This window comes from Niastella soli (assembly GCF_017742245.1).
Classification (GTDB): Bacteria; Bacteroidota; Bacteroidia; order Chitinophagales; family Chitinophagaceae; genus Niastella; species Niastella soli.
Genome location: NZ_JAGHKO010000001.1, coordinates 1,183,039 through 1,207,809, shown reverse-complemented (window position 1 = coordinate 1,207,809; position 24,771 = coordinate 1,183,039). Strand labels below are relative to the sequence as shown.

Here is a 24,771-nt window from a genome sequence, read left to right as displayed (position 1 = left end):
AATTCAAAACTTGTCCTATGGTATCATTTAATAGAAAATACCCTAAAATTATGTTCAACCCTGTTGTATTGTTGTTTTGTATGATGCTGGGCGGCAACTGTAAGAAAAGTAATGTGAAAGAAAATCCACCGCCAACGCCCGATCCTCCGGTTGCAAGCGATATGCTTTTCTACCTGACAAGTGGCGATCGCGATGTATTATTTAACAGGCAGAACGTACGGCTGATATTTTCTACTACTGGTAGCGCAGCCAATACCATAGAAATAGATACCACACAAATATTTCAATCCATCGATGGTTTTGGGTATACATTGACAGGAGGAAGCGCCTCCCTCCTGAATTCTTTGCCCGCTGCTACCCTTGACCCATTATTAAAGGAGCTTTTTTTGTGGGATAGTACCAATATCGGAGTTAGTTATCTACGTATTAGTATTGGTGCCTCCGATCTCAGTGCTTCCACTTTTACTTATGATGATATGCCTGCGGGGCAAACGGATATCAACCTTACGAATTTCAGCATTGATAAAGAAAAGCAGGACCTGTTACCCATTCTGAAAAAGATCGTTGCATTAAATCCTTCCATTAAGATCTTAGGGTCACCCTGGTCGGCTCCGGTATGGATGAAGACCAACGGCAGTTTTATGGGTGGTAGCCTGAAGCCGGAATATTATACAGCTTATGCCAATTACTTTGTGAAGTACATACAGGCAATGAAAGCAGAAGGCATTCCTATTGATGCCATTACGCCACAAAATGAACCCTTGCATGGTGGCAACAATCCGAGCATGGTAATGCAGGCCACTGAGCAGGCGACGTTCATCAAAAATAATTTGGGGCCTGCATTTGTTGCTGCAGGCATCAATACCAAGATCATTGCATACGATCATAATGCCGACCGGCCCGATTACCCGCTCACTGTTTTGAACGATGCAGCTGCAAAACCTTATGTAAATGGCTCTGCATTTCATTTGTATGGCGGCAGCATTACCGCGCTTACCCAAGTGCATGATGCGCATCCCGATAAAGACGTTTATTTCACAGAACAATGGGTAGGCGGCCCTGGTAATTTTCCCGGTGATCTGAAATGGCATGTTGAGAACCTGATCATTGGTGCTACCCGTAACTGGAGCCGGAATGTATTGGAATGGAATCTGGCGGCAGACCCCGCCTATAACCCACATACACCCGGCGGCTGCACCACTTGTTTAGGCGCATTGACAATCAGTACAACCGTTTCAAGGAATGTATCCTATTATATTATCGCGCATGCATCCAAATTTGTTCGTCCCGGTTCGGTAAGAATAGGTTCAAAAGACGCTGGTCCTATAGTAACAGTAGCGTTTAAAACTCCGGAAGGCAAAAAGGTTTTGATAGCGTTGAACAAGGGAACCAATACAGAGTCCTTCAATATAAAATTCAATGGCAAAATGGTAACCTCCAGTCTGAATGGCGGCGCCGTAGGAACATATGTATGGTAAACTGTAAAATTGATATAAAGATGAATAAATTTTCTGTCCCGTTTTTAATTTTCCTTACCCCCGTTTTTAACGTCCAGGCTCAGAAAACAGCCACCAAGGCTTATCCGAAACCATCCTATAAAACTATTACGGTTTATACCACGGCAGAGAAGACCGATTACCGGCTTTCTAAAACTGCCACCCTGACCCTTGCCCCATTTGGCCAGCCATTGGAAACACAACCTTGCGTGTTTATTGACGATGCAAAAAAGTTTCAAACCATTACAGGTATAGGTGGCGCTATTACCGATGCCAGTGCCGAAACATTAGCCAAATTACCCGCAGCTGCCCAGGAAGAGTTAATAAATGCTTATTATAACCCGGAGAAAGGAATTGGGTATTCTCTCATAAGAACGAATATGAACAGTTGCGATTTTTCGAGCGACACCTACACCTATGTGGCCGACAATGATGCCGCGCTTAAATCATTTAATATAGCCCACGATGAAAAGTTTCGCATTCCTATGATAAAACGGGCCATGGCAGCAGCTGGCGGTACGCTGCCATTATTCATTAGTCCCTGGAGCCCACCAGCCTGGATGAAAGACAATAACGACATGTTGCATGGCGGTAAGTTGAAAGAAGAGTTCAAGCAAAGCTGGGCCAACTACTACGTAAAGTATATTAAAACCTACGAAAGCAAAGGCATTCCCGTATGGGGCCTTACGGTTCAAAACGAACCGATGGCAAAACAAAGATGGGAGTCGTGCATTTTTTCAGCCGAGGAAGAGAGAGATTTTATAAAGAAGTATTTAGGGCCCACCCTGCAACAACAGGGACTGAGCAGTAAAAAGCTGATTGCCTGGGACCACAACCGCGATCTGTTATTCCAGCGTGCCACTACTATTTTGAATGATCCTGCAGCTGCTAAATATGTTTGGGGACTTGGTTTTCACTGGTACGAAACCTGGACCGGCAGCGCCATGCAATTTGACAACCTGAGAAGAGTGCATGAATCATTTCCCGACAAGAACCTGGTTTTTACCGAAGGCTGTGTAGAGAAGTTTGATCTGGGCCGTATAGAATCCTGGTCAATTGGTGAGCGATATGGGTTCTCTATGGTGAATGATTTTAACAGTGGTACCTGTGCCTGGACAGACTGGAATGTTTTGCTTGATGAAACCGGTGGTCCTAACCACGTTGGCAACTTTTGTTTTGCGCCAGTACATGCCGATACCAAGGCGGGCAAGTTGATCTACACGAATGCTTATTATTACCTGGGACACTTCTCGAAGTTTGTAAAAGCCGGGGCCCGTAGAATAGGCACTGCCAGCAGCCGCGATAAACTGACTACAACTGCATTTATAAATCCAGATGGTAAAATGGTGGTGGTAGTTTTGAACCTGTCGAACGATGAAGTAGCATACAAATTATGGTTACAGGGTAATGCCGCAGACGCGACCAGTTTGCCACATTCAATTACAACATTAGTGATAGAGTAATAACTTTTTTTCTATACAGTAAATACAAATACAAGAGTCCCGCCTTTGCGGGACTCGCGTTTTGTAGATACGTTCTTTGGAAAGGGTAATGAGCAAGAGCGATTTTTTCAAAGTTGGAACGGTAGTCTTATGCTGCCTGCACGTTTATTGGCAAAAACAACACACTTATTGCCAAAACTGCACGGTTATTGGAAAATTGAACTGATATAAAAAATAATTTCCATCTTGTAGCGGTCAATTGCATCGTCGTCTTTTCCTTTTAAAAAAAAATGTAGTTTTTTTTGAGCTGCTGTTTCTATTCAGAATTTATCAGAATAGCGAACGGCAGTTCTTTTGTTTATTTATAGTAAATATTGAACTGCCCATAATCATGCTATCGATGTCTGGGGCATGTTTATAGATCACCGCGCTAAAAGTACCTTCCAGTCTTTTATTTGTTTTGTCCAGGGTAGTAAGTGTAAGCGTTGCATGTCCGTCCCGGAAGGTGGCTTAAATTTAATAAGTATGCATTTTTAAGGGATGATCGTGTCGATCAGGCCGATAGGTGTGAACATCTAATGTGGTAAAAAGCGAACAGTGGCTGTATCGATACCGAACATGTATACGCTTTAGTGTTTTATAAATCATTGGTTTAGTACATCGTAACAGGCTGGCATACTTTCAGTTGATAAAAAATATGATCAAAAACTATTTCAAAACGGCTATCCGCAATCTGTTTAAGAATGGATTGTTTTCTTTTATCAGTATATCCGGTTTGGCCTTGGGAATGGCCGGTGCGGGATTATTGTTATTGAATATCCAGTACAAGTATAGTATTGATCAGTTTCATGAAAAGAAAGACCGGGTTTTTAAAGTGTATGGTAAAACAATGGCAGGCGGCGGAGTGCAAACTGGTGATGTTAATTCGGCGCCGCTGGGACCGGCCTTGCTGAAGGAATATCCGCTGATCAAACAAATGACAAGAGTGGTGCCCACTGGTAAAATGTTCGATTATAATGACAAAAAAATACAGGTTGATGGGTGTTATGCTGATGCTGCCTTTCTGGATATGTTCAGTTTCCCATTGATAACCGGGAATAAACGCACCGCTTTAAAAGACCCGCAGAGCATAGTTATTACAGAAAGTCTTGCCAAAAAGATCTTCGGCACAGAGAATCCGGTAAATAAGAACCTTCGACTGGATAGCACGCAAAATTTTACGGTTACTGGTGTGCTGAAAGACATTCCCGCTAACAGCTCCTTTCAATTTGAATATTTATTACCCTGGGTAGAGAACAATGCAAAATGGGATAACAATTTTGCCAAAACCTATGTTGAATTAAAAAATCCGGACGATGTAAAAACCGTTAATAAGCAGATTGCCAATATAATTAGTGAACACAGCAAAAATGAGGAAGGGAAGCAGGTGTTTTTACATGCAGTCAGTAAAATGAATTTGCAACGTCATTTCGATGCAAATGGAAATCCGGAAACAGATGGTGAACTTATTTTTCTTTACCTGCTGGCAGCAGTGATGCTCCTGATCGGGTGTATAAATTTTATGAACCTCACCACTGCCCGGAGTGAGAAAAGAGCAAAAGAAGTGGGAGTAAGAAAAGTGATGGGCGCAGCAAGAAAGTCGTTGGTTATTCAGTTTATTACGGAATCAACATTACTGGCTATTTTCTCCGGCTGTATTGCTATATGTATGGTTCAACTGATCTGGCCTTCTTTTAGCAGGCTGGCAAAAGTTCCGGTAAATATTCCCTGGGAATCGCCTGCTTTCTGGTTATCAGCCTCCACCTTTATATTTTTAACAGGCTTATTGGCGGGTAGCTATCCTGCTTTTTATTTATCCTCGTTTATGCCGGTTAAGGTATTAAAGGGAGTATTCAACAATAAAACAGTATTGATCACCCCGCGCCGTATACTTGTTGTAAGTCAGTTTGTAATAGCCATATTCCTGATCAATTTTACCATCATTTTCCGTAAACAGGTTAATTATACCGAGAACAGAGATCCTGGTTTTGTAAAAGAGGAACTGGTATATCATCCATTGACCAGGGATCTCAAACGGCAATATGAAGTAGTTAAACAGGAGCTGATGAATACCGGTATGGTAGCGGCCATATGTAAAAGTAATACGCCTGTAACAAGACCCGCTGGCTGGCTAAATGGGCTGGAATGGGCAGGTGGAGAGAAAAGCAAGAATACCTATTTCAGTCTGATCACAAGCCCCGGTAATTTTGTAAAAACAAACGGACTCGCACTAACGGCAGGAAGAGATCTGGATTATGAGACCTATCATACAGATACAGCATCTGTTGTTATTAATGAAAGTGCAGCACAGGTATTAGGCTTCGCCAACCCTATCGGACAACTCATAAAAGACGGCAATGTTAACTGGACAATAGTGGGTGTAGTAAAAGATTTTTACCAGGGTTCCCCAAATGAGATCGCCAGACCCGCCATGATCAGGTTTGAGAAAAGGGCAGGCATTTTAAATATCAGATTAAAAGCAGGGTTTACCACACTACAAAATATTACAACCATTGAGGAAATACTGAAAAAGTACAATCCTGGTTATATTACCGAGCTGCAATTTGCCGAAACAGACGTTGCCAATTCTTTCAAGCAACGTAAAAATGTATTGATGCTGATAAATTCATTTGCGATAATAGCAATTTTTATTGCCTGTATGGGACTCTTAGGGCTTACCACCTACATGGGTGAGTTAAGGAAGCGGGAGATCGGTATTCGGAAGGTGCTGGGCGCAAGCGTAACAAGGGTTACCACGTTATTGACAAAGGATTTTATTTGGTTGGTTGTTATTGCAGTATTGATCGCCTCTCCTTTGGCCTTGTTGTTTATAAATTACTTTTTGCAACATTTTAGTTACAGAACGGAAGCCAGTTGGTGGATTGTGCCGCTTTCCGGGGTCATAGCTATATTTATTGCTGCTTTAACCATCAGTTTTAACGCTATACGAACCGCGATGGCAAACCCGGTTAACTCATTACGAAGTGAATAAGCATTATATTGTAGCATGGAATTAAGGCTACTCGTTATAAGATCATCAGAGATCGCCAGGCTGGCAGACTTTTATACGTTATTAGGATTGACATTCGAATATCATAAACATGGGAAGTCTCCATATCATTATTCCGCGTCTATCGGGCATACTACTCTGGAGATTTACCCCCTGGCAAAAGGGCAAACCGAAGCTGATAAAGAACTAAGGCTAGGTTTTGCCCTTGATGATTTTGATAATGCTGTTATTACCTTAAAAGACAGGGGTGTGGAATTTGTATCGGAACCCATGCAAACTGATTATGGTTTTATGGCAATCATTAAAGATCCTGATGGAAGAAGGGTTGAGTTGTATAAGAAATAGAATATGTACACAAAAATTTATTGGGTCTATCAATTTGATAATGGAGCAGCATTGGGCATTATGCCCAGGCCACGGGGCGACGACTGGTTGGAAGAGGAGATCATCAAACTCAAAAAGCAACATGTTGGAGTTTGGGTTTCTTTATTGGAACCGCATGAAGTAAGTGAATTGGGATTGAAAAATCAGGCATCATTTTGTAGCAAGCATTCGCTTGACCTTATTAATTTCCCAATTGTTGACCGGAACATTCCTGATAAGGGCAGTAAAGTTGATCAGCTTATCGGTCAACTTGCTCAAAAGATTCAGGCAGGAGTCAAGGTTGTTATACATTGTCGCATGGGTATAGGCCGCTCTTCAATAATTGCCGCCAGTATTTTGCTAAAGTATGGTTTCAAAACCGATCAGATCCTCCAAAAGATAACTTCAGCCAGAGGACTCAAAGTGCCTGACACAGAGCAACAGGTGCAATGGCTTAGAAGCAGGGAGAAATCGGTTTAAACTTCAATCACTAAAAAATTCCCCTGATAATAGCCAGATCGTCCATTGGTTTAAGTCCCCATTCTTTCTCAATATCAATACGTTTGCGGTCCAGCATATTGGCTGATTCGCAACCTGCCTTATCAATTAACAGCAGATCAGCTACGTTGCCCGATTGTTGATATAATTGATTATTATGCCTGCTAAAAGTAAAAATGCCATCGGTTACCAGACTGAAGTCCCGGATACTTTGAGCGGAAATCCTTTGTTTTTGATTGGAAAGCCAGCTGTCGAAATCCTCCTGTAAATGATAGCCCAGGTAGTCTGGTTTGTTGTTTTGTTCAAATTCAAAAAACTCTCCATTAATGCAAATTAGTCCATCACCAATACAAAGGAATTCGCCGGTGGCATTACTGACATCAACAACAGCAATCAGTAATGTATTTAGAACCTCGTCCCAGTTAAGTTGAAGTGAGTTTTTCAAAACATGCAATTCCCAAAAAAGCTGCCTGATAATTCCCTCCAGCGTCTGTTGTAAATTGTCTGATTTCTTAGAAATGAATTCTTTATAACTATATTCATTGGCAAATTTTCTAAGCAGCTTTCCGGTTAAAGTAGCTGCAAAATAGCTGTCAGTGCCCATTGAACATCCGTCCATTACGGCGCAAAGGATTTTCTCTTTACCAATTTCGGCTGTAATTAAATAGTCTTCACAATGATTGGTATGGTGTTCGCCGATGGTAAGTGTGGTATATATTCTCATGAAGGAATAGTGCAAAATTAATACCCTATTTGAAATTTATAAGGTTTTTCTATCTTTGCACTACCGATAATATCGGCTGCTGACATCTCTGTAAGGGGCAGATGTTCCTACCAACGCCCCGCGATCTAATCTTTTTTATTCCAAATTAAAGAACATGCAACCTATTGGGTTCTATTGTGATGCCAATAGCATTGAAGAGAATGCTATGGATCAATTGCAGCAGTATGCGCAGAAGCCATTTGTAAACAACATTTGTGCTTTTACCGATATTCATTACTGCAGTGAAAAGGCTTTGCCTGTGGGCGTAGCCTTTGAAACGTCAGATTATTGCTACCCCCTGATCACCGGAAAAGATATCGGGTGTGGCGTAATGTATCTTAAAATAGACAAGGGGTATTGGCTAAGGCCATTCGATAAAGCAGCTCATTACAGAGCTTTAAATTTCGCCCATCATAAAATGACGGATGATGGACTTGGCGGCGGCAATCACTTTCTTTCCATTGAAGAAGACGCGAATGCGATTTATATTTTTTGCCATACGGGCACCAGAGATCGGGGAATTGCCTTGTATCAACAATGTATTCAGTTAACCAGGGATTTCTCCCTTCAATATGGGCAGGAGGTTGATTTTGTACATAGGGATTTTTTAAAAGCCGATTTTCTGAAGTATTATAACGAGACCTTGCAATTTGGTTATGAAAGGAGAAAGAATTTCTGTTTTAAAACACTGGTCTTTTTACAGAATGCCAATTACATTCAATGTACTAAAGCATCAATTGACAGAAATTACCTGCAGGCCAATTTTAAAGAAAAAGATCACAAAGGAGCTTTGAATGGAACGCCTTATTTATTGGAAGATTCCATTCATAATCATTTGCGGTTTAATGAGCAGGGTATAATACACCGGAAAGGAAGTACGGAACTGGAGAAAGGTAAAACTGTGGTGATCCCGCTCTCCATGTCAAGGGGAAGTTTATTGGTACAGCCAGGCAATTTATCAGATGCCGGAGCAGCATTGTTTTCCTGTGCGCACGGGGCCGGACGAAAGTTGTCGCGCTTTGATGCCATGAAGTACTGGAAAACCGTTTTGAAGGAAAAGCAGCGCAGGGCCTATAAGGAGCGATTTCCTGAGTTGTTGGACAGGTCAGGCAATTTCCCTCAGGGATATATTCAGGAGTTTGATTTTGCCTATAAGGATTCGGTAGACATATTCAAACATCAGCCATATCTAAAAAAGGTAACGCACACCAATCCTGTGGTAACAATTAAGTATTCAGAAATTTAGCTCAACTGCAAAGAGGGGTATCAAAAGTAAACGGCCCGGGGAAAGGCATCAGCCGAATTCCCAAGGAGCTGGCAGGGAGCTCACCCGGACCTAACAGGGACTTTATCCCTGTTAGGTCCTTGTTAGGTCCTTGTTAGGTCCCTGTTAAGTCATCAAAATTCCGGGTGCAATTGGGGCGAAAATGCAAAAAGGTTGTCCAAAAAGTTACCTGAAGGCGGAGAAGATCTTCTAAACAAGCGAGCTGTTCGATATGGAGATCGATCACCGGGCCATTGGTGTGGTGTACCACCCCAAGCGGGAAAAATATGGTAATTATGTCCCGACCATTATGAGCGAACGTTATGACGCTTTTATGTTTTTTGATACCACTCAGGCATTGCACCCGTTGCATTTGCCAACAGGAAATGAAATGCCTGAAACCTATCCATTCGGAGTTTGAGCCTGTTATTGCCCCATCTTTTGTTTAAGCATGGCCAGCTCGGCTTCAATATTTACCAGGCGTTTATAAATTTCACCGGGTCCGGGTAATTGTCTTGTCCAGCGTTCTACTACATACCAGATCTCTGCTACCTCCTCCACATCCAATACAATAGTGGGGAATTCGCCTGTTTGATTATTATCGCTTTTTACAATGATCTTTCCCTCATGATACCGGTTGATCAGGCGTTTGATCAGTACGCCCTGAAAGCGGGTAACCAGTACATAAACCCGGTCATCCCGAACTTCAGAAATATCGGCCCAGCGTGCAATTACGCGATCAGCATCCTGTAAAGTAGGGAACATGGAATGTCCTTCCACTTCAAATATGCGGTAGGTGCCATTCGTATACCCCGGCAACCGGTAAGCCGATAAGGATTGAATAAACAATGCATCCCCATAACCCGACATATATCCCGCCCTGGCTTTTACCGGCACATAAATGATATTTTCTTCCCCCTGGCTATCGACAGTGATAATTTTTGGGGCTTGAAACCGGCGGTACGGAAAGAGGGTGTTGCCCACTACAGAAACGGGCATATCCTCTTCAACCGGAGGTAACAATTGATTTTTGTCACTCGTAACAATGTGACTATCATTTACTAAGTTTTCGGTGTTTTCATCTTCTTTATACGCCACCAGGCCTCCTTTCGACAGATCCACGCTCACCAGCTCATCTATTGAAATGTCGAAAAATGAGGCAATTTTTTCCAATGTACCCAAATCTGGTTCTGAATGGGTTGTTTCGTAATTCGAGAATGTATTACGCTTTAAACCCAATGCAGTAGCCACTTCCGCCTGAGTCAGCCCTTTTTTCTTCCTTAAGTAGGAAAGATTGTTTGCAAAAAAAGTTGACATAAATTAAAAATTTGTGCCCCAAAAATTAGAATTGTCGAAAAATGAGGCATATATTTGCTGTATCGAATTGCGATACAAATATGCAGAGAGCTAAAAGTATGCAAAAAAACAACGAAACCGTACTATGGAACAACACACAACCGCCCTGGTAGCCAGAATCCATGCGGATACCACGGGTCAAAAGTCACTACCTAAAACATGAAAACTGAAATTGCCTGAAAAATTGACATCTTCTCCCGGGCTCTATTTCAAAACCACCTCTTGTGCAGATTGGTTCCTTCCATGCAGGATTTCATTGTTTAACCGATTTATTAACTGTATAAAAACCGACAGATTATGACACATATGCTTTTACAACAGAACACAACCTACAAAAACGGAAGTACTATGAATGTGCATACGAGGAGAGAATTATCGATCGTAAGTCATGTAATAACACGAGCGCAATACGAGATTCAGCAGCAGGCGGGCATTGAGGTAATATTAATACCCCGGTATTCAAATAAAATGGTGGAAGAAGATGTGAAGCAGTTGTTTGAAGCAATGTGTGATTGCTGGAACGTACAACTTTCCTGGGTGAGTGATAAAAGCAGGGCGAACGACCGGCCAACCATGCGAAAACTGTTGTGGATGGTAGGAAAGAAAAAATTCCCACACATTCCTTATAGCTTGTTAGCCAATCTTACAGGTGCAACTGATCATGCAGGCGTTATTAAAGGTATAAGAAGCGGCTATAACTGGCTGAATGTGCAGGATGAAAAATTTATGAAATATTATGAACCGGTAAAAGGTTATTTTGATGAGTTACAGCCAGCGCAAGTATAAGTTTGAAATGAAACGGCAATTGGCAGAAACCTTAAAACAGAGAATAGAAACAATCCTTGATAGCGATCCGGCCGATGATGACGATAAACTGCATTATGCGGTTCTGGCTGAAATAAGAGAGCGGTTATATGTAAAGCTGATCAAAAACCAAACAGATTACACCATTAGTTTCACGCCTGCACAGGCATTTGCATTACGCATACTGTATACCGACTATATCAATAATCCGACCTGTTATTTGGGTAATAAGCTGCACGTATTGGCAGTAGAAGTGCATAAACAGTTTAATTAAGAAACACATAAGGATTTTCTATGTAAACGGTTTTCAAAAAGGCCGTAAGGGGCATCTTTTGTCGAAACAATTTATCTAATTATTAAACCATAAAATCTTACAACTATGTTCCGCGAAAAAAAGAAACTGATCATCAATGTCAATTATGATGAAGCCCAGGAGGCGTCTGCCAAATACGCTGAAGTGTCTGCACGGCTTGGTGTTATAGAAGCGCAACTGAACGATCGCATAAACAGAATAAGAGACCAGTTCCAGCATGAGATCATTCAGCTCAATATGGAAAAAGAAAAACAAATGGAAGTATTGGAGACATACGCGAAAGAGCAGAAATGCAATTGGGGCAAACGCAAAAGTGTTGAATTATTGCACAGTGTGATCGGTTTTCGCACAGGAACACCCAAGGTTACCAAAGACAGGAAATTTAGTTGGGAAGATGTGCTTGATATGGTAAAAGAAAAATTTCCTTCTTTGGTACGGGTAAAATGTGAGCTCGACAAAGAAGCCATTATCGCAATGCGTGAAGAACAGCAGTTCCAGGATCTTCAAAAGACCTGTTTTGTAGACGTGGTGCAGGATGAAACATTTTTCGTAGAAGCCAAATTACAAACATTGCTCCGCGTTGCATAATGGTCCTAAAAAGAAATGTTTAAGGCTCTGATTAAAATTTTTCTTGTACCATAGCTAGTAAGTAGAGCCGTTCTGTTTCTACAGAGCGGCATTTATTTCTTTTTTTCTCCGTCGAAATAATTGGTAAAATGTCGAATATGTCGCAGCCATTTCAATTGCTGTTGAAAACTGTCCATATCGCAAATCAGTTCCTTCCGGCTTAATTGTTTTAAACCTTCAAATGAAGGAACGCCTGCCGTAACCTGTCGCAGCTGCCCCAGCGACATCCATCCCATGGCGTGCAGAGAATGAATAATAATGGCAAAAGTTTGTTTGGCTTTTACGGAATATGGCAATTGCCATATTCTTTGATTAATAGTGCTCGTTTCATTTAGGAACAATTGCTGTAACTGCTCGAAATTCCGGTACAGATTTGGAAGCGTATAAACCCCTTTATGCACATCTTTCCAAACATCAAAAGCATCGTTGGTCAGTTGCATAAGGCCGGCAGCAGGATAAAGTATCTCCAGCATTTTCTGATCAGGATAATGGTCCAGCACCGCGCAAAAGATGAGCACGGCAAAATAACTTTTTTTGTAAGTGATCTCCTGCAGTGCTGCTTCTGAGATATTACTATTTAATTGTTTAAGCGATTCCTGTTGCCAGTGAGCAACTGTTTGCAAATGTTCAATGAACTGTTGTTGACGAGGCATTCTACGCAACAATTCAAGGTATATCGCTGCCGCCAGCCGGTCGGTTTTGTTTTGCGCTACATATGTTTCAGGGTTCGATACCAGCGAAGTGATCTGCTCGTAATTCAGGATGTTATCATCAAATAGATCGTCGAATAAAGGCCCGAAAACGCTCAGCAGGATAATGCGTTTGTTTTCTTCCTCACTTAATTGCCGACCGGTTAATTTATATATGTTGTCGCAAACTAAATTCAGGGCTAGTTGCCAGTATTTGGTGATTCTTTTAATGTCCTTGTCAGAAAATGACTGCTGATAATCTGGCACAACAGCACCCAGCAGGTTGGGAAGATAATTTTTAAGATATCGTTCCTGTTTTTTAACCCGCCAGTAGATCATCAGCATAGTGCTAAGGATACGGTAGTTGCTAACTGTAGGGCGATTGTTTTTGTGCATTAGTGGGGTATTATTTTCCAATCACCGTCCAGTCGTGGTTGCCAAATCCTTTTTTGATGAACTCATCCATAAGTGCAGCGATAGCCGGCATTAAAACCAGTTGGTTACCTGCTTGTTGAGTGGCATCCAGAAATAGCTGGGTGTCTTTACGTGCCATATTCAACTCCCATGATGGTTTACTGTGATCTGCACCTGTCATGCGTTGCAAGCGGCCTGATATAAGCGTGCCGGGGTTCCACATACTGAAAAGCGTAAGTAGTTCATCAAGGGACACATCCAATGAATTGGAGAGGGTAAGCGTGTCTTTTAGGGAGGCGGTCAGGCAAACCAGAAATGCATTGCCAACAAGTTTCATCGCGGCGGCCTTACCAACTTCTGGCCCAAAGTTGATCAGCTTGCCGGTTATTTTAGACAAAGAAGGCGTTAGCGTAGCAATAACAGCCTCATCACCGGATATCAACATATAACCAGTGCTCTCCAACGCGTTTACAGGGCCCATAAACACGGGAGCGTGCTGATAAGTAAACCCTTTCTCCTTCCATGCCCTGGTCCTGTTAATAGCCCCTTCTTTTGACGTGGTAGTATGATCGATGATCATAGCGCCAGGTGTAAGGCCAGGTTCGGCGGCTTTCAGCACTTCATCAACGGCTGCATCGTCTTTTAAGGCAAGATGGATCTCAGTAGCACCCTTTACCGCATCAGCCGCATGTACAAATGCTTTAGCGCCTTCCTTTTCCAGCTCCTGTGCTTTTGAAACGGTACGGTTCCAAACCTGTACTTTTTCTCCCTGTTTTATCATGGCTCGCACAAAATTGGAGCCCAATAAACCCATACCTAAAAATGCTTTCATGACAATGTTTTTGCAAAGATTGGGGATTTTAGGAAATATGGGCTGGAGGATTCTTTTAAAATCAGGGAAATCACCGGAGTTTACTATGATGGGAATGAAATAAAAGACGGATCATACTTAATAAAGTCAATAAATGACATAAAAAAGATACGAAACGTACTTTCTATAGTCATTATGTGACAGATTTGGCGCATATAGCTCTATTTCCCCATATTATTGTGAAATGGCGAAGGATCCCCGCTATAATACATTATACAAACTAATCACAAGCGGCCAGTTAAATAGTCTGGCCGAGTTAATAGAGATTCTTCCTAAAACTGTATTGGCCCACGACCTGGGTATGCATCATATTACCTTTAATAAACTCATTGAACAACCGGGGCAATTCAGGTTGGATGATATTTATATGATAGCCTCATTGGTGGGAGTCGAAAATAAGATGATGCTGCAAGTGTTTTATAACGAAACAGGGGAAAAGAAAACCAGGCGTAAGAAATAGGGTCTTCCAATAAATACCTGAAAAAAGTACGATACACACAAAGAAAAATCAGGTCTGTTCCGGTTAATGCGGAGTGGGCCTTTTTTTATGCTTACTTCATAAACTTTTTTATGATCCTGTTTTGGCCAACTACAAAAGCGGCTTCAAAAAGAAAGGGCATGCGGGCCATTGTTTTCAACACCTTTGTTTTTCTACGCATATCGGCACCGGCTTTTTTATACAGCAACTGCTCGTAGCTTTTTACAAATGCTTCACTAAAGTTGTTGGTTGCAAAACATTGTTTCACCTGTTCTGCTGCCAGTTTACCACTGAGAACCGCATTGCCTATACCATCTCCACTCACCGGGTCAATCAGCGAGGCGGCATCTCCCACTAATAAAAAATGATCTCCACTCATAGTTACCCAACGTGACCCCATGGGAAGCCCGCAACCTTGTAATGATCCTACTAAACTGGCATCTTTGAACTTTTCTTTTAATACGGGTGACCGTTCAATAAAATCATAAAAGGCGTTTTTGACGTTGATCTTGTTTCGAACAACCATGTCAGATAAAATGCCCATGCCTGCATTCACCATGCCGCCTTTGATAGGGAATACCCAAAAATATCCGGGCAGGTATTTTTTGTCGAAATACACTTCTGTGCAGGTATCTTCCATCCCCGAAACGCCGCTGTAATAGGCCCGCACGCCCGCAACATGATGTTTTCTATCCATCTCGCGGTTGGTAAGTTTTTTAGCCGTAACGCCGTTAATGCCATCGGCGCCAATCAGCATCGTGCATTCGTAGCGTTTGTTGCTGTCCTTTGTTATCACAGTATATCCATTGGCAGACCTTACAATATCGCTTACCACAATGCCTTCCAGCGTATGGATCTCAGGGCTGTTTTTGAGCGCATCAAAAAGAAAATTATCGAAGTGCTCCCGGGTAACGGTATAAGCCTCTAATGTCCAGGTAAAATCAAGCTTCTTATTGTTATAATAACAAAGCGTACTACGGGTGGGTAGTTTTTCAGAAAAAGCCGCTAACCTTGCTGCAAACTTCGGATCTATTTCATGAAGTAATTTAATGGCCCGGCCCGGAATGGCATCCCCACACACTTTATCCCGTGGGAACTGATGTTTGTCTATGAGGGCTACCCGCAGTCCTGAATTTTTGAGCGCCATAGCACAGGCGCAGCCTGCCGGCCCTGCGCCCACGATAATTACATCGTAATGGTCACTATTGTGAGAATTTACTATTGCGCCCATTTGTATTGAATTGAACTCGTAAATTTATACATATTACGTTCTTTAAACTCCTTTTTCCCATCTTTTGCTCTTGTCACTTCATTAAAATACTAAAACATGACGCTGAAAGAAACACTCGCAAAGCTAAAGTCGCTAGGAAACGACAAGATGCGAATGCAAAATAAAAAACGTGGCGCCGATGATAACCAGTTTGGGGTAAAAATGGGCGACATAAGAACAGTGGCCAATACAATAAAAGCCGATCACCAATTGGCGATGGATTTGTGGGAAACCGGGAATGTGGATGCACGATTGCTGGCTACACTGATCATTGACCCCAAGCAATTATCGGTAAAGGAAATGGAGGAGAAGGTATTATCAGTCAATTTTGTTCAGCTGGCCGACTGGTTGAATTCGAATGTGGTTAAAGTACATCCCCATAATGAAGAGCTTCGAGTTAAATGGATGCAGGCCAAAAATCATATGTGTGCGCGTGCCGGTTGGAGCCTGACAGCTGGACGGGTAACTAGAAATCCCGATGGACTTGACCTTTCTGCCCTGCTTGACCGTATTGAGAAAGAAATGGCGACTGCGCCATCGGAGGTTCAATGGACAATGAACACAACGCTGGCGCAAATTGGCATTTGTTTTCCAGAGCATCGTAAGCGGGCCCTGGCTATAGGAGAAAAGCTCGGCATCTATCGGGATTACCCTGTTTCAAAAGGTTGTACATCTCCCTTTGCGCCTATTTGGATCAATGAGATGGTACGCAGACAGGGTTAATTATTTTGCAGCCAGTGCCTGTCCTTCAAAAGCGATCCCAGGCCAGCCATGTGCCATAAACTGCCTGATGTTTTGGTGATCTGTTCCGTTAGGGGTATTTAATACAGCCTGATAATGTTCTGCAAATAAATAAAGCGTGTCTTCCTTGCTCAGGTTATTTAATTGTGCAAATGAAAAAACCTTGGCGCTACCCTGATTTTGAGTGGCCTCATTATTTGCATCCCCATTTTTAAAGGCGGTGGGTTGATGTTGGTAGTAAGTTTCTATAAACTCTATTACTTCTTTGAATGTAACAGAATTGTTCTTTAATTTTTCGATCAGGATAGTTATTTGTTCTTTCATTCCGCAAATGTAAGCTCAACTATTTAAATGCTTTTTTTCTTTTTTCAGCCAGGTAAAAGGTGGCATCTTTGCAATAAATAATCGAATTAATCATGGTTAATTTTAAAGACATTTCGCCCGCTGGCTATTCTAAATATGTTGAAGTTGATTTAGGAGTTTCCAAAATGATAATTCTTTCTGGCCAGGTGGCTTTCGATGCTGACGGCAATACGGTTGGAAAAGATAATTTTGAGCAACAGGCCGAACACATTTTCTCTGGCATTAAGCAAATTGTGGAAAAGGCTGGCGGTAACATGAATAATGTTGTCAAATTGACTAATTATTTGACTGACGTATCTAATCTTCCTGTATTCAAGAAGGTGAGAGACAAGTATATTAATCTCGCTACACCCCCTGCATCTACAACGCTTGAAGTAAGCAGGTTTGTTAAAGATGAACTGTTGCTGGAAGTAGAAGCGATAGCAATAATTAATAAATAGGTATAAAACAAAAGCGCAAATCCTAAGTATAGGGTTGCGCTTTTGCTTGGTAAATTGATTAACTATTTAGGTAAGTGAATACCATCCGTATCATCGAGTCTTGCAATGATTCCCCAGCCATAAAAATAGTTGGCCAGTCCTATCAGGATCTCATTCCTGCCCTTCTTCAACGGTAATTTCACCTGGGTGTTTTCAATTGTACACCGCCCGGCTGGAAATTTCTGACCAGGAGATCCGAAATGGTTTTTGTCGGTATATAATATCTGTCCATTTACAAATAACCATATTTCATCGCTGAAGCCCAGATGGAGTATACGCTCCTGCTCTTTATCTGATTCAATCGTTGTTTTCAACCAGACCAGCCGGCGATTGTTGTTTTTTACCCCTCCAAAAATCCTGGTCAGATTCACCAGGTCGCGAACCTCAGCTGCTATGGGTGTCCATTTTGTGGTGCTATCTGGTAAAGTAGCGCGTGCCCTGGTTCCACCCATATATGGCAGGGTGGGAAGAATTTCTTTTCCATATGCAAAATCACTGGTCTCGCTCACTTGCCAATGCCGGAGGTAGCGGGTATCGTTGTAAGTAGGAATATAACCGGGACCAGGGGCCAGGTCCTCGACGACATCAGGTTTTATTACCAGGTTGGCAATAGTAACCTCTCCGCCGGAAAAAGAAATGCCCCCTTTTTCAATGTTGCCCTCCAGATAAGGAACTAACATCGCCGGGCGGTCCATGTTATTGACAAATGCTTTCATTTGTTTTCCCGATACAACCAGTTTCACATGGTTCCAACCAGGGATATTGAGTGTAGTACCAGCCTGGTATTCATCGGTCATGTCCCACATGCTCATGCCGTCGATAATTGCCGCATATTGAAGGGTAGTCCTGCTTTCCGGTGAAGTGGTCCCAAAGTACCGCAGGTAAAACTGATCTCCTTTTTTCCCGTCTTCCGACTGATGAAAGGTAATGCCGGGAAAACCATAACCCAGCTCTACATCGTATTCAATGGTGCCATTTGAAAATTGCAAATTTTTGGGCACCAACGGCGATGGACCTTTTATATGGATGGCCTTGACATTTCTATTCATGATAAAATCAATCCCTGACGAGTCATACTGCCAATAGGCAGGCTCCATTGGTATGGTCAATTCCTGGGTGGCGGCTTTCTTTTTTTGAGCCATAGCTACAGTAACAAAGGGCAGCAACAGGAGGATGAGGAAGATCTTTTTGAATGTTGGGTTCATAACTGTCTGTTTTTTAACTTTATGTATTAGCACAGACAAGTTACATTCACAGGTGACCAGTCGCGTGTGCAAGTGCTTGCCAAACCGGTGCAAATGGGCGTCAATCAAATCTTATCAGGAAAATGGACAAAAACAACGAGCAATATTACCTGTCCCGGGTACTCGAACAGATAGAAACCATATTTAACCGGGGGGCTAGTGATAAATGGACGACCTACGATTTTGAAAAGCTTTCAGAAGCGATTTATGAGGGTACACAGGTACGCCTGAGTGTGACTACCCTCAAGCGGATCTGGGGGCGGCTGAAGTATGAAAGCGCGCCTACCCTAACCACTTTGAATACCCTGGCACAATTTGCCGGTTTTGTTGACTGGCTGAACTTCAAACAAAATGAGGACCGCCCCACGGAAGGGCCCAACGTTCAACCTGTGTCGCCTCGTCCTCAGCGAAAGTTAAAGCATGCGGGGGAGATGGTGGCTGGGGTTGCGATCCTTATTGCGGGGGCCTATTTTTTATTCCTTGCTGCCCGGCATAAACAAAATCGATATGATCCCAGTCAATTCGAATTCAGCACCAACAAAATGATAAGCGAAGGAGTACCCAATTCCGTGATCTTTCGCTACACCGCGAAAGTAAAACCAGACTCTTTATTTATAGTACAAACCTGGGATATTTCCCGCAAAACGCTTGTGTCGGCCGATAAGAATGAACATTCAGCCATTTACTATTATCCCGGCTTTTTCAGGACCAAACTAATTGCCGATGGGCAGGTTATGAAGAAACACGATGTCTGGATCACCTCAAACGGATGGCTGTGTCTTCTTGAAGAAGAACCAATACCTATATACTTCAAAAAAGAGCAATACCAGAAAGATAGTATTATTGAAGTTAATGACACCCTGTTGGCGCCATACCGCCATACATCAACGGCGCCGCGCGTTCGTTTTTTCAATCAGCGTGATATGGGCGATTTAATGAACGACAATTTTACTTTTGAAACCAAGGTAAAAAACAACTTTGATGACGGTACCAACGCCTGTCATTACGCCCAGGTGCTTATTCAGTGTAAGAATGATATCATCATTATTCCACTGGCGGCAAAATCCTGTGTAGGCGACCTGAAACTTTATTTCTGTGGCACAGGTGCGGAGAGCAAGTCGGCCGACCTGTCGGGTTTTGGTTGTGACCTTACCCAATGGACATTGCTTCGGGTAGAAACGGTTAATAAGACGGCAACTATTTATGTAAACAACAAAAAGGCCTATACAATAACGTTTCCAAATGAGCCTACGGGCATTGTTGGGGTGCAATACAGGTTTAATGGGGCTGCAGCAGTAAAGGATACGAGATTTAGAGCGAGGGGAAAGGTGTATGAGATGGAGTGAAAAGAATAAATATGAAAGCAGTTATAGCATAAGCCATAACTGCTTTTCTTTCGAGTAACTAAGTTATCTCAAATAGGAATTTTGCTAGCATATTTTTTAAGCCATTGCTCAAAATTCATAAGTTCTGGGTTAAGTTGTCGGGACCTGTCGACATCCCTTGTCGTATTTAATTCTTTTTCGAACTCATCATAAAACTGGAACATATTTCCAAGATCATCGGCGCCAGGGAATCCAAAGCCTCTGTAAGTCTCCGCGGAAACTTTATTGTAAACGACCTGCTCTCCCAAAGCTGAGCTCAATTCTTTGGCCATTTCGTTTCCCGTTAATTGCTCACCTGCTATTCCAATTCTTTTGCCCACCATTTCTGTTCCTTTTTTGAAAATGCCATACGCACATTTGCCAATGTCTTCAGATGCTATGCCCGCCATCTTTGCATCGCCTATTGGAAGTGTAAGTGCCAGCTTACCATCCTCGCCTCGTTTTGGTCCTGCGCCAAAATAGATGAAATTATCCCAGTAAAAAGACGCGAGCATAAATGTGGTGGGTATGCCGGCTGCAATAAACAATTTATCTGATTCCCCTTTGCCATCGAAATGAGGCACCTTATATTTACCATGCAGGGTTGGCATTCGTTGATCGTTGAGTGGAACGTATTCACGGGTATCTTCCAACGTAGACCAGATGACATGTTTCAAGTCAGCTTTCTTTGCGGCCTCGACAAATATGGCAGCTTCCTCCTTTTCTTTTTCTGCTGAAAAATGTGCCCAGAAGAAAGTAACGAAATAGGCGCCATAGGCACCCTCAAGGGCATTTTCGACAGACTGTGGGTCGTCGATATTTGCGACAACCAATTCAGCACCGAGGTTGGCTAATTCTTTTGCTTTGTCAGAATTGATGTCACGGGTTACGGCCCTGACTGCGAAGGAGCTATTTTTATCTTGAAGAATAGCATGGGCTAACCCGCCGCCCTGTGCGCCGGTGGCGCCGAATATGGTGATTGTTGGTTTTGATGGCATATAATTTATTATTATCTGAAATTTACTGTAAAAGCACTGTTTTCCCGGCAATAGCTGATGAGAATCAATAGTGCGTATCTTCCTTTTATGAAACTTACATTGTTAGCAGTGATGCTCTTTCTTTCCTTGACCGCTGGCGCTCAAAAGGTTTTACTTAAAAATGAAAGTGAAATATTTTCATTTGACACCCAAAGCGGTAAGCATGTCGTATTGGCTAAGGATAAAGACAATGCTTACATTGTTTACAGGTTTGGAGCTAAAGATTCTGTTGAGTTTGAGTGCCCGGAAAAGAACAGAGACAGCTGGAAAAAATTCAAGTATTCTTTTTATCTCAGGGGGGGTGGCGTTCAAAATGAAGGAATGGACTTAAATAATGTGTATTTTATTAATAATGGGTATAAGTATAGTATATACGATAACTATTACTCAGTTGGTAACAAATCGCAAGTAGGCATTAGAGTCACCAACTTAAAAACGAATAGGATTGTAAATATTAAAGGAATAGGAAAGACCCGGAAAGGAACAATGATAGATTTCAGGGTTAATAAACTTTTAGAGATCGAGGAGCTTGATGAGTAGCTATTGAAAACAGAAGCGCCACACCTTAAAAGTGTGGCGCTTCTGTTTTTATTGTAACCATTCATTTATTAGCGATGCATCAAACTGGGCTAAAGCCATTGGAAGAAGGTGATTATTATTTATGTTTCCATCTTTATCGATCAAAAAGGTCCGAGGCAGGGGATCTGCCTGATAGTCTTTACATATTTTGAGGTTGGGCCATCCCCGTGCTATTACATTAGTGCCGTCGATCTGTAGTTCTTCTACCCTTTTTTTCCATTTAGTAGCATCTTCTTCAAAACATATGTTCAGGAAGACGATGTTTTTGTCTTTATATTTTTCTTTGATGATGGGACCGTACTTCATAAAATCATTGATACTGACTCCGGAGGTCGTAGACCAGAAGTTCAGATACACCCATTTGCCCTTAAAGTCGGAAAGGGAAACATTGTTGCCGTTCAGGTCTTCCAGCGTGAAACCAGGAGCCGGGTTGCCGTTTTTAAGTCTGGCAAAATCCAGGTCCATATTCTTAATCCTTTCCTTGATTGCGGCATTCTGGCAAAGAGGCTTGTAGTCATCAGATAAACGGAGGGCGTCTGCATAAGAACCGCCCCGGTATATATTTTTAATATAGTTCATAATTAACCAGTCTTTGATCACTGGTTTTTGAGCATCGCCAATGATTGCCTGGTATTGTGCCTGGTAATTCTGATTGGTACTGTCTGATTTTACAGCTGTATTCTTGAAATTTAATAGAAAGGTGCGGTAATAGTCTGACGCGTAAAACAGCGATTCGTTCGGGGTAAGATATTCCTGATCTGCAGGGATCAGGGAAGCGAATTTAGCATAGAGCTCTTTTCCGATTATTTTTTCATTCGGCTTTAGCGCGCAAACCGGATTAAATGAAAGCCAATATGTCAGATGCCTGTAGTAGATCTCGTGAATTGATTCTTTGGTACTGAGAGAGGGCTGTTGAATTCTATGCAGGTAGTCTTTCAGTTGCTGGTTGTAAATAGTATTCAGTAAACTGTCTGATCTTTTTTCTGCAGCAGCATTAATTTCTTCAATCCGGCCTTCGAAAAGGGCGGTATTGTCAATTACCGCTGTAATTTCTCTTTTTCGGATGGGATTGCTAGCGGTCAGGTTATAGGTTAACAGCGATTCATCCAATGTTAGATCTACGCTGTCTCCTGGCGATACTGGGAAACGCAGGTCCTGGTTTGCATAAGTTATAGTTACGTAGTTTCCCGTTTTTAGGTTGATTTCCTGTTTAAAGTAGCCGGAATCGCTCACAAGAACAGAGTCTTTCCTGTTTTCCATGAAACCGTCTACTGAAACAATTATGAAATCATTTACGGGGTGAAGGACTGTGCCTTTAATAACAGTGTTGGTTTGGGCTAATCCAGAAAGCGTAAACAGTAGCAAGCAGCCAATTAGCATATGGCCTTTGGTCTTAAACATTTCAATCAATTTTAGGGGCGTACGAATTACAAATCCGATAAATATCTAAAAAAATTGTGTATTCACATAGAAAATAATCGTTTTTAAAACACTTAAAGGAAAAATGGTACTCGGGAGCGCTAAAAGTCCTGCTAATAGGCAGGAAATTATGGAATTATGTAGGTAATTACGTCTTCAATAGATCTATTTCACAACCTAATATGCGGGGGAGATGCCCAAGTAAACCTGCAGGATCTTAATAGTGATATAGGTTAAAATTATATCTATCTTCTGGTAGAAAAAACAGGTATACTTGTATATCAAAAACCAAAAGCCTAAATCTTCTTTATGAAAAAGTTTTTTCTGGCATTAGCCATGTGCCAGGTATTAATTTCCTGTGGGAAAAAAAATGACCCACCCGACGATTTGACCAACGATGCCCCTAACAATGAACCCTATTTACATTTCTACCAAACAACCGTTTCAATACCACCCTTTGTTACTGGATCGGCAGATCTCGTAATAGAGTCAAATATCGACTGGCAGATTTCGGTCACTTCTGGTGCTGATTGGTTACAAGTGAACAAAAGTTCGGGACATGGAAAAGACACCATTCATGCCTCAATAATCAATGAGAACGTTGGCAGCCAGGCGCGAACAGCTATCATTGCAGCAACAGTTACAAATCCCTCATTAAATCTGCAGGCACAGCTAACCGTTGAGCAAAAGCCCTATAAGCTGCAAGTGCTTTCAGAAAAAAGAATTACGGGATATCCACTCATTTATGGTCATGGCATGACGCCTGCTTTTGATGGCGGGTGTTTATTGATAGGGACGGGAAATTGGGGTGATATGTGGGCACACGATGCATGGATGGCCAGATTAAACCGCAATGGAGATACAGTATGGACCCGCCAAATGGGGGACGCCAACATTGTTGAAGATGCTATAGCCGCTATTGCCACGTTTGATGGTGGTTTTATAATAGCCGCACAGGCCTATCGCAGTACTGGTAATTTGTGGTTAATAAAATTGAAAAGTAATGGCGACACCGCCTGGACACGATCGGCGGATATCACTGAATTTGTCAACACCATAGCGGCTACTGCTGATGGTGGTTTTGTAGTGGCAGGTGCCACCGGAAGTGACATGGCAATTGCAAAATTCAGCAGTAGTGGAATCCCGGAATGGCAAAAAAGATTTGGCGGATCAGGGAGTGAACAAGCAAATGCTGTATCTGTAGCCATTGATGGCTCTATATACGTAACAGGCAATTCAACAAGTAATAATAGTGGCGATGTGGGAAAAAATCATGGGTCCAAAGATTATTGGGTAGTAAAATTAAATAGCAATGGGGACATGATTTGGAGTAAGCTATTTGGAGGAGATAACTCTGATGAGTCTTTTTCCATAAAAAGCACTGTCGATGGCGGCTGCATTGTTGCTGGTGTTAGTTATAGCAGTGAAAATGGCGATGTAACAGGCAAAAATCAGGGCAACGGTGATATGTGGGTGCTAAAATTGGATGCCAATGGCAATATAACTTGGAACAACCTGCTGGGGGGAACATACCTTGAGACAATTAAAGCAAATACTAGTATTGCCCTTACTCCCGATGGCGGATACATACTTGCCGGAATTACTACTTCAAATGATGGTGATGTAGGTGAAGGCCAAGGATCAGGTGATTCCTGGGTGTTTAAATTGAATAAAAAGGGCCAAAAGGTTTGGAGTGAAACTTTGGGAGGGCATATGCAAGAGAATACCATTGACATTGTAATGAATATCGATGGCAGCTTTTGGCTTGCTGGTTGGACCAATCCTAATGGATCTACTTATCCGCCATTTGTAGGTACCTGGTTCCTAAAACTTAAAGATTACTAAGAA

25 protein-coding genes are annotated in these 24,771 nt (G+C 42.1%); 16 read left to right on the top strand and 9 right to left on the bottom strand.

The window, feature by feature from the left end:
* Window positions 1-17 precede the first annotated feature (17 nt).
* The 5 genes from J7I42_RS04790 to J7I42_RS04770 all read left to right on the top strand — a co-directional run bounded on the left by J7I42_RS04790 (window position 18) and on the right by J7I42_RS04770 (window position 6,830).
* Entirely contained in the window at window positions 18-1,478 is a 1,461-nt protein-coding gene (locus J7I42_RS04790) for a glycoside hydrolase family 30 protein (protein ID WP_209137630.1), read from the top strand.
* A 20-nt stretch (window positions 1,479-1,498) separates the two neighbouring features.
* Window positions 1,499-2,959, top strand: coding sequence for a glycoside hydrolase family 30 protein (locus J7I42_RS04785; RefSeq protein ID WP_209137629.1), 1,461 nt, complete (start codon window positions 1,499-1,501; stop codon window positions 2,957-2,959).
* 676 nt (window positions 2,960-3,635) lie between these two features.
* Window positions 3,636-5,969, top strand: a complete 2,334-nt coding sequence (locus tag J7I42_RS04780; protein WP_209137628.1) for an ABC transporter permease — start codon at window positions 3,636-3,638, stop codon at window positions 5,967-5,969.
* A gap of 15 nt (window positions 5,970-5,984) precedes the next feature.
* Window positions 5,985-6,332 carry a VOC family protein gene (locus J7I42_RS04775; RefSeq protein ID WP_209137627.1) on the top strand — a complete coding sequence of 116 codons (348 nt, stop codon included), beginning with the start codon at window positions 5,985-5,987 and terminating at the stop codon, window positions 6,330-6,332.
* 3 nt (window positions 6,333-6,335) lie between these two features.
* Window positions 6,336-6,830 carry a phosphatase domain-containing putative toxin gene (locus tag J7I42_RS04770; protein WP_209137626.1) on the top strand — a complete coding sequence of 165 codons (495 nt, stop codon included), beginning with the start codon at window positions 6,336-6,338 and terminating at the stop codon, window positions 6,828-6,830.
* Between the two features lie 10 nt (window positions 6,831-6,840).
* On the opposite strand, the gene J7I42_RS04765 is transcribed toward J7I42_RS04770, so the two are convergent.
* Window positions 6,841-7,572: a protein phosphatase 2C domain-containing protein gene (locus J7I42_RS04765; protein WP_209137625.1), complete on the bottom strand. Its 732-nt coding sequence runs from the start codon at window positions 7,570-7,572 to the stop codon at window positions 6,841-6,843.
* Between the two features lie 154 nt (window positions 7,573-7,726).
* Between J7I42_RS04765 and J7I42_RS04760 the strand changes: the two genes are divergently transcribed.
* Together J7I42_RS04760 and J7I42_RS04755 are read left to right on the top strand one after the other, a co-directional pair.
* Window positions 7,727-8,857 (top strand): RtcB family protein, encoded by a 1,131-nt coding sequence (locus tag J7I42_RS04760; RefSeq protein WP_209137624.1) that lies wholly within the window; start codon window positions 7,727-7,729, stop codon window positions 8,855-8,857.
* Between the two features lie 250 nt (window positions 8,858-9,107).
* A complete protein-coding gene (locus J7I42_RS04755) occupies window positions 9,108-9,296 on the top strand; it encodes an erythromycin esterase family protein (RefSeq protein ID WP_209137623.1) in 189 nt (62 codons plus the stop codon).
* A gap of 5 nt (window positions 9,297-9,301) precedes the next feature.
* On the opposite strand, the gene J7I42_RS04750 is transcribed toward J7I42_RS04755, so the two are convergent.
* On the bottom strand, window positions 9,302-10,192 hold the full coding sequence (locus J7I42_RS04750) for an XRE family transcriptional regulator (RefSeq protein ID WP_209137622.1): 891 nt from the start codon (window positions 10,190-10,192) through the stop codon (window positions 9,302-9,304).
* 336 nt (window positions 10,193-10,528) lie between these two features.
* Between J7I42_RS04750 and J7I42_RS04745 the strand changes: the two genes are divergently transcribed.
* The 3 genes from J7I42_RS04745 to J7I42_RS04735 all read left to right on the top strand — a co-directional run bounded on the left by J7I42_RS04745 (window position 10,529) and on the right by J7I42_RS04735 (window position 11,936).
* The gene (locus tag J7I42_RS04745) at window positions 10,529-11,017 is read left to right on the top strand and encodes a hypothetical protein (RefSeq protein ID WP_209137621.1); all 489 of its coding nucleotides are present in this window, start codon (window positions 10,529-10,531) and stop codon (window positions 11,015-11,017) included.
* A complete protein-coding gene (locus tag J7I42_RS04740; RefSeq protein ID WP_209137620.1) occupies window positions 10,992-11,309 on the top strand; it encodes a hypothetical protein in 318 nt (105 codons plus the stop codon). Before J7I42_RS04745 ends, J7I42_RS04740 begins: the two co-directional genes overlap by 26 nt.
* A gap of 105 nt (window positions 11,310-11,414) precedes the next feature.
* The gene (locus tag J7I42_RS04735; RefSeq protein WP_209137619.1) at window positions 11,415-11,936 is read left to right on the top strand and encodes a host-nuclease inhibitor Gam family protein; all 522 of its coding nucleotides are present in this window, start codon (window positions 11,415-11,417) and stop codon (window positions 11,934-11,936) included.
* Window positions 11,937-12,028: 92 nt separating this feature from the next.
* Here J7I42_RS04735 and J7I42_RS04730 read toward each other — a convergent pair whose 3' ends face one another.
* Together J7I42_RS04730 and J7I42_RS04725 are read right to left on the bottom strand one after the other, a co-directional pair.
* Window positions 12,029-13,060, bottom strand: coding sequence for a class 1 isoprenoid biosynthesis enzyme (locus J7I42_RS04730; RefSeq protein ID WP_209137618.1), 1,032 nt, complete (start codon window positions 13,058-13,060; stop codon window positions 12,029-12,031).
* Window positions 13,061-13,070: 10 nt separating this feature from the next.
* Window positions 13,071-13,910, bottom strand: coding sequence for an NAD(P)-dependent oxidoreductase (locus J7I42_RS04725; protein WP_209137617.1), 840 nt, complete (start codon window positions 13,908-13,910; stop codon window positions 13,071-13,073).
* Between the two features lie 223 nt (window positions 13,911-14,133).
* Here J7I42_RS04725 and J7I42_RS04720 point away from each other — a divergent pair, with 223 nt between their 5' ends.
* A complete protein-coding gene (locus J7I42_RS04720) occupies window positions 14,134-14,409 on the top strand; it encodes a hypothetical protein (protein WP_209137616.1) in 276 nt (91 codons plus the stop codon).
* A gap of 91 nt (window positions 14,410-14,500) precedes the next feature.
* Here the strand turns inward: J7I42_RS04720 and J7I42_RS04715 are convergent, their stop codons facing one another.
* On the bottom strand, window positions 14,501-15,658 hold the full coding sequence (locus tag J7I42_RS04715; RefSeq protein WP_209137615.1) for a geranylgeranyl reductase family protein: 1,158 nt from the start codon (window positions 15,656-15,658) through the stop codon (window positions 14,501-14,503).
* 96 nt (window positions 15,659-15,754) lie between these two features.
* Here J7I42_RS04715 and J7I42_RS04710 point away from each other — a divergent pair, with 96 nt between their 5' ends.
* Complete coding sequence (locus J7I42_RS04710) at window positions 15,755-16,420, top strand: DNA alkylation repair protein (RefSeq protein ID WP_209137614.1); 666 nt, start codon at window positions 15,755-15,757, stop codon at window positions 16,418-16,420.
* On the opposite strand, the gene J7I42_RS04705 is transcribed toward J7I42_RS04710, so the two are convergent.
* The gene (locus tag J7I42_RS04705; RefSeq protein WP_209137613.1) at window positions 16,421-16,762 is read right to left on the bottom strand and encodes a HopJ type III effector protein; all 342 of its coding nucleotides are present in this window, start codon (window positions 16,760-16,762) and stop codon (window positions 16,421-16,423) included.
* Between the two features lie 92 nt (window positions 16,763-16,854).
* Here J7I42_RS04705 and J7I42_RS04700 point away from each other — a divergent pair, with 92 nt between their 5' ends.
* Window positions 16,855-17,241, top strand: coding sequence for a RidA family protein (locus J7I42_RS04700; protein WP_209137612.1), 387 nt, complete (start codon window positions 16,855-16,857; stop codon window positions 17,239-17,241).
* A 62-nt stretch (window positions 17,242-17,303) separates the two neighbouring features.
* On the opposite strand, the gene J7I42_RS04695 is transcribed toward J7I42_RS04700, so the two are convergent.
* Window positions 17,304-18,485: a hypothetical protein gene (locus J7I42_RS04695; RefSeq protein ID WP_209137611.1), complete on the bottom strand. Its 1,182-nt coding sequence runs from the start codon at window positions 18,483-18,485 to the stop codon at window positions 17,304-17,306.
* 122 nt (window positions 18,486-18,607) lie between these two features.
* On the opposite strand from J7I42_RS04695, the gene J7I42_RS04690 reads away from it, so the two are divergent.
* Window positions 18,608-19,870 carry a hypothetical protein gene (locus J7I42_RS04690; RefSeq protein ID WP_209137610.1) on the top strand — a complete coding sequence of 421 codons (1,263 nt, stop codon included), beginning with the start codon at window positions 18,608-18,610 and terminating at the stop codon, window positions 19,868-19,870.
* A 68-nt stretch (window positions 19,871-19,938) separates the two neighbouring features.
* On the opposite strand, the gene J7I42_RS04685 is transcribed toward J7I42_RS04690, so the two are convergent.
* The gene (locus tag J7I42_RS04685) at window positions 19,939-20,886 is read right to left on the bottom strand and encodes an NmrA/HSCARG family protein (RefSeq protein ID WP_209137609.1); all 948 of its coding nucleotides are present in this window, start codon (window positions 20,884-20,886) and stop codon (window positions 19,939-19,941) included.
* A gap of 87 nt (window positions 20,887-20,973) precedes the next feature.
* Here J7I42_RS04685 and J7I42_RS04680 point away from each other — a divergent pair, with 87 nt between their 5' ends.
* Entirely contained in the window at window positions 20,974-21,465 is a 492-nt protein-coding gene (locus J7I42_RS04680) for a hypothetical protein (protein WP_209137608.1), read from the top strand.
* 48 nt (window positions 21,466-21,513) lie between these two features.
* Here J7I42_RS04680 and J7I42_RS04675 read toward each other — a convergent pair whose 3' ends face one another.
* Window positions 21,514-22,905, bottom strand: a complete 1,392-nt coding sequence (locus J7I42_RS04675; RefSeq protein ID WP_209137607.1) for a peroxiredoxin family protein — start codon at window positions 22,903-22,905, stop codon at window positions 21,514-21,516.
* A 327-nt stretch (window positions 22,906-23,232) separates the two neighbouring features.
* Between J7I42_RS04675 and J7I42_RS04670 the strand changes: the two genes are divergently transcribed.
* Window positions 23,233-24,768 carry a BACON domain-containing protein gene (locus tag J7I42_RS04670; protein WP_209137606.1) on the top strand — a complete coding sequence of 512 codons (1,536 nt, stop codon included), beginning with the start codon at window positions 23,233-23,235 and terminating at the stop codon, window positions 24,766-24,768.
* Window positions 24,769-24,771 lie beyond the last annotated feature (3 nt).

Coding starts and splice junctions, on each gene's coding strand:
- J7I42_RS04790 (WP_209137630.1), top strand. CDS start 18: ATGGTATCATTTAATAGAAAATACCCTAAAATTATGTTCAACCCTGTT.
- J7I42_RS04785 (WP_209137629.1), top strand. CDS start 1,499: ATGAATAAATTTTCTGTCCCGTTTTTAATTTTCCTTACCCCCGTTTTT.
- J7I42_RS04780 (WP_209137628.1), top strand. CDS start 3,636: ATGATCAAAAACTATTTCAAAACGGCTATCCGCAATCTGTTTAAGAAT.
- J7I42_RS04775 (WP_209137627.1), top strand. CDS start 5,985: ATGGAATTAAGGCTACTCGTTATAAGATCATCAGAGATCGCCAGGCTG.
- J7I42_RS04770 (WP_209137626.1), top strand. CDS start 6,336: ATGTACACAAAAATTTATTGGGTCTATCAATTTGATAATGGAGCAGCA.
- J7I42_RS04765 (WP_209137625.1), bottom strand. CDS start 7,572: ATGAGAATATATACCACACTTACCATCGGCGAACACCATACCAATCAT.
- J7I42_RS04760 (WP_209137624.1), top strand. CDS start 7,727: ATGCAACCTATTGGGTTCTATTGTGATGCCAATAGCATTGAAGAGAAT.
- J7I42_RS04755 (WP_209137623.1), top strand. CDS start 9,108: ATGGAGATCGATCACCGGGCCATTGGTGTGGTGTACCACCCCAAGCGG.
- J7I42_RS04750 (WP_209137622.1), bottom strand. CDS start 10,192: ATGTCAACTTTTTTTGCAAACAATCTTTCCTACTTAAGGAAGAAAAAA.
- J7I42_RS04745 (WP_209137621.1), top strand. CDS start 10,529: ATGACACATATGCTTTTACAACAGAACACAACCTACAAAAACGGAAGT.
- J7I42_RS04740 (WP_209137620.1), top strand. CDS start 10,992: ATGAGTTACAGCCAGCGCAAGTATAAGTTTGAAATGAAACGGCAATTG.
- J7I42_RS04735 (WP_209137619.1), top strand. CDS start 11,415: ATGTTCCGCGAAAAAAAGAAACTGATCATCAATGTCAATTATGATGAA.
- J7I42_RS04730 (WP_209137618.1), bottom strand. CDS start 13,060: ATGCACAAAAACAATCGCCCTACAGTTAGCAACTACCGTATCCTTAGC.
- J7I42_RS04725 (WP_209137617.1), bottom strand. CDS start 13,910: ATGAAAGCATTTTTAGGTATGGGTTTATTGGGCTCCAATTTTGTGCGA.
- J7I42_RS04720 (WP_209137616.1), top strand. CDS start 14,134: ATGGCGAAGGATCCCCGCTATAATACATTATACAAACTAATCACAAGC.
- J7I42_RS04715 (WP_209137615.1), bottom strand. CDS start 15,658: ATGGGCGCAATAGTAAATTCTCACAATAGTGACCATTACGATGTAATT.
- J7I42_RS04710 (WP_209137614.1), top strand. CDS start 15,755: ATGACGCTGAAAGAAACACTCGCAAAGCTAAAGTCGCTAGGAAACGAC.
- J7I42_RS04705 (WP_209137613.1), bottom strand. CDS start 16,762: ATGAAAGAACAAATAACTATCCTGATCGAAAAATTAAAGAACAATTCT.
- J7I42_RS04700 (WP_209137612.1), top strand. CDS start 16,855: ATGGTTAATTTTAAAGACATTTCGCCCGCTGGCTATTCTAAATATGTT.
- J7I42_RS04695 (WP_209137611.1), bottom strand. CDS start 18,485: ATGAACCCAACATTCAAAAAGATCTTCCTCATCCTCCTGTTGCTGCCC.
- J7I42_RS04690 (WP_209137610.1), top strand. CDS start 18,608: ATGGACAAAAACAACGAGCAATATTACCTGTCCCGGGTACTCGAACAG.
- J7I42_RS04685 (WP_209137609.1), bottom strand. CDS start 20,886: ATGCCATCAAAACCAACAATCACCATATTCGGCGCCACCGGCGCACAG.
- J7I42_RS04680 (WP_209137608.1), top strand. CDS start 20,974: ATGAAACTTACATTGTTAGCAGTGATGCTCTTTCTTTCCTTGACCGCT.
- J7I42_RS04675 (WP_209137607.1), bottom strand. CDS start 22,905: ATGTTTAAGACCAAAGGCCATATGCTAATTGGCTGCTTGCTACTGTTT.
- J7I42_RS04670 (WP_209137606.1), top strand. CDS start 23,233: ATGAAAAAGTTTTTTCTGGCATTAGCCATGTGCCAGGTATTAATTTCC.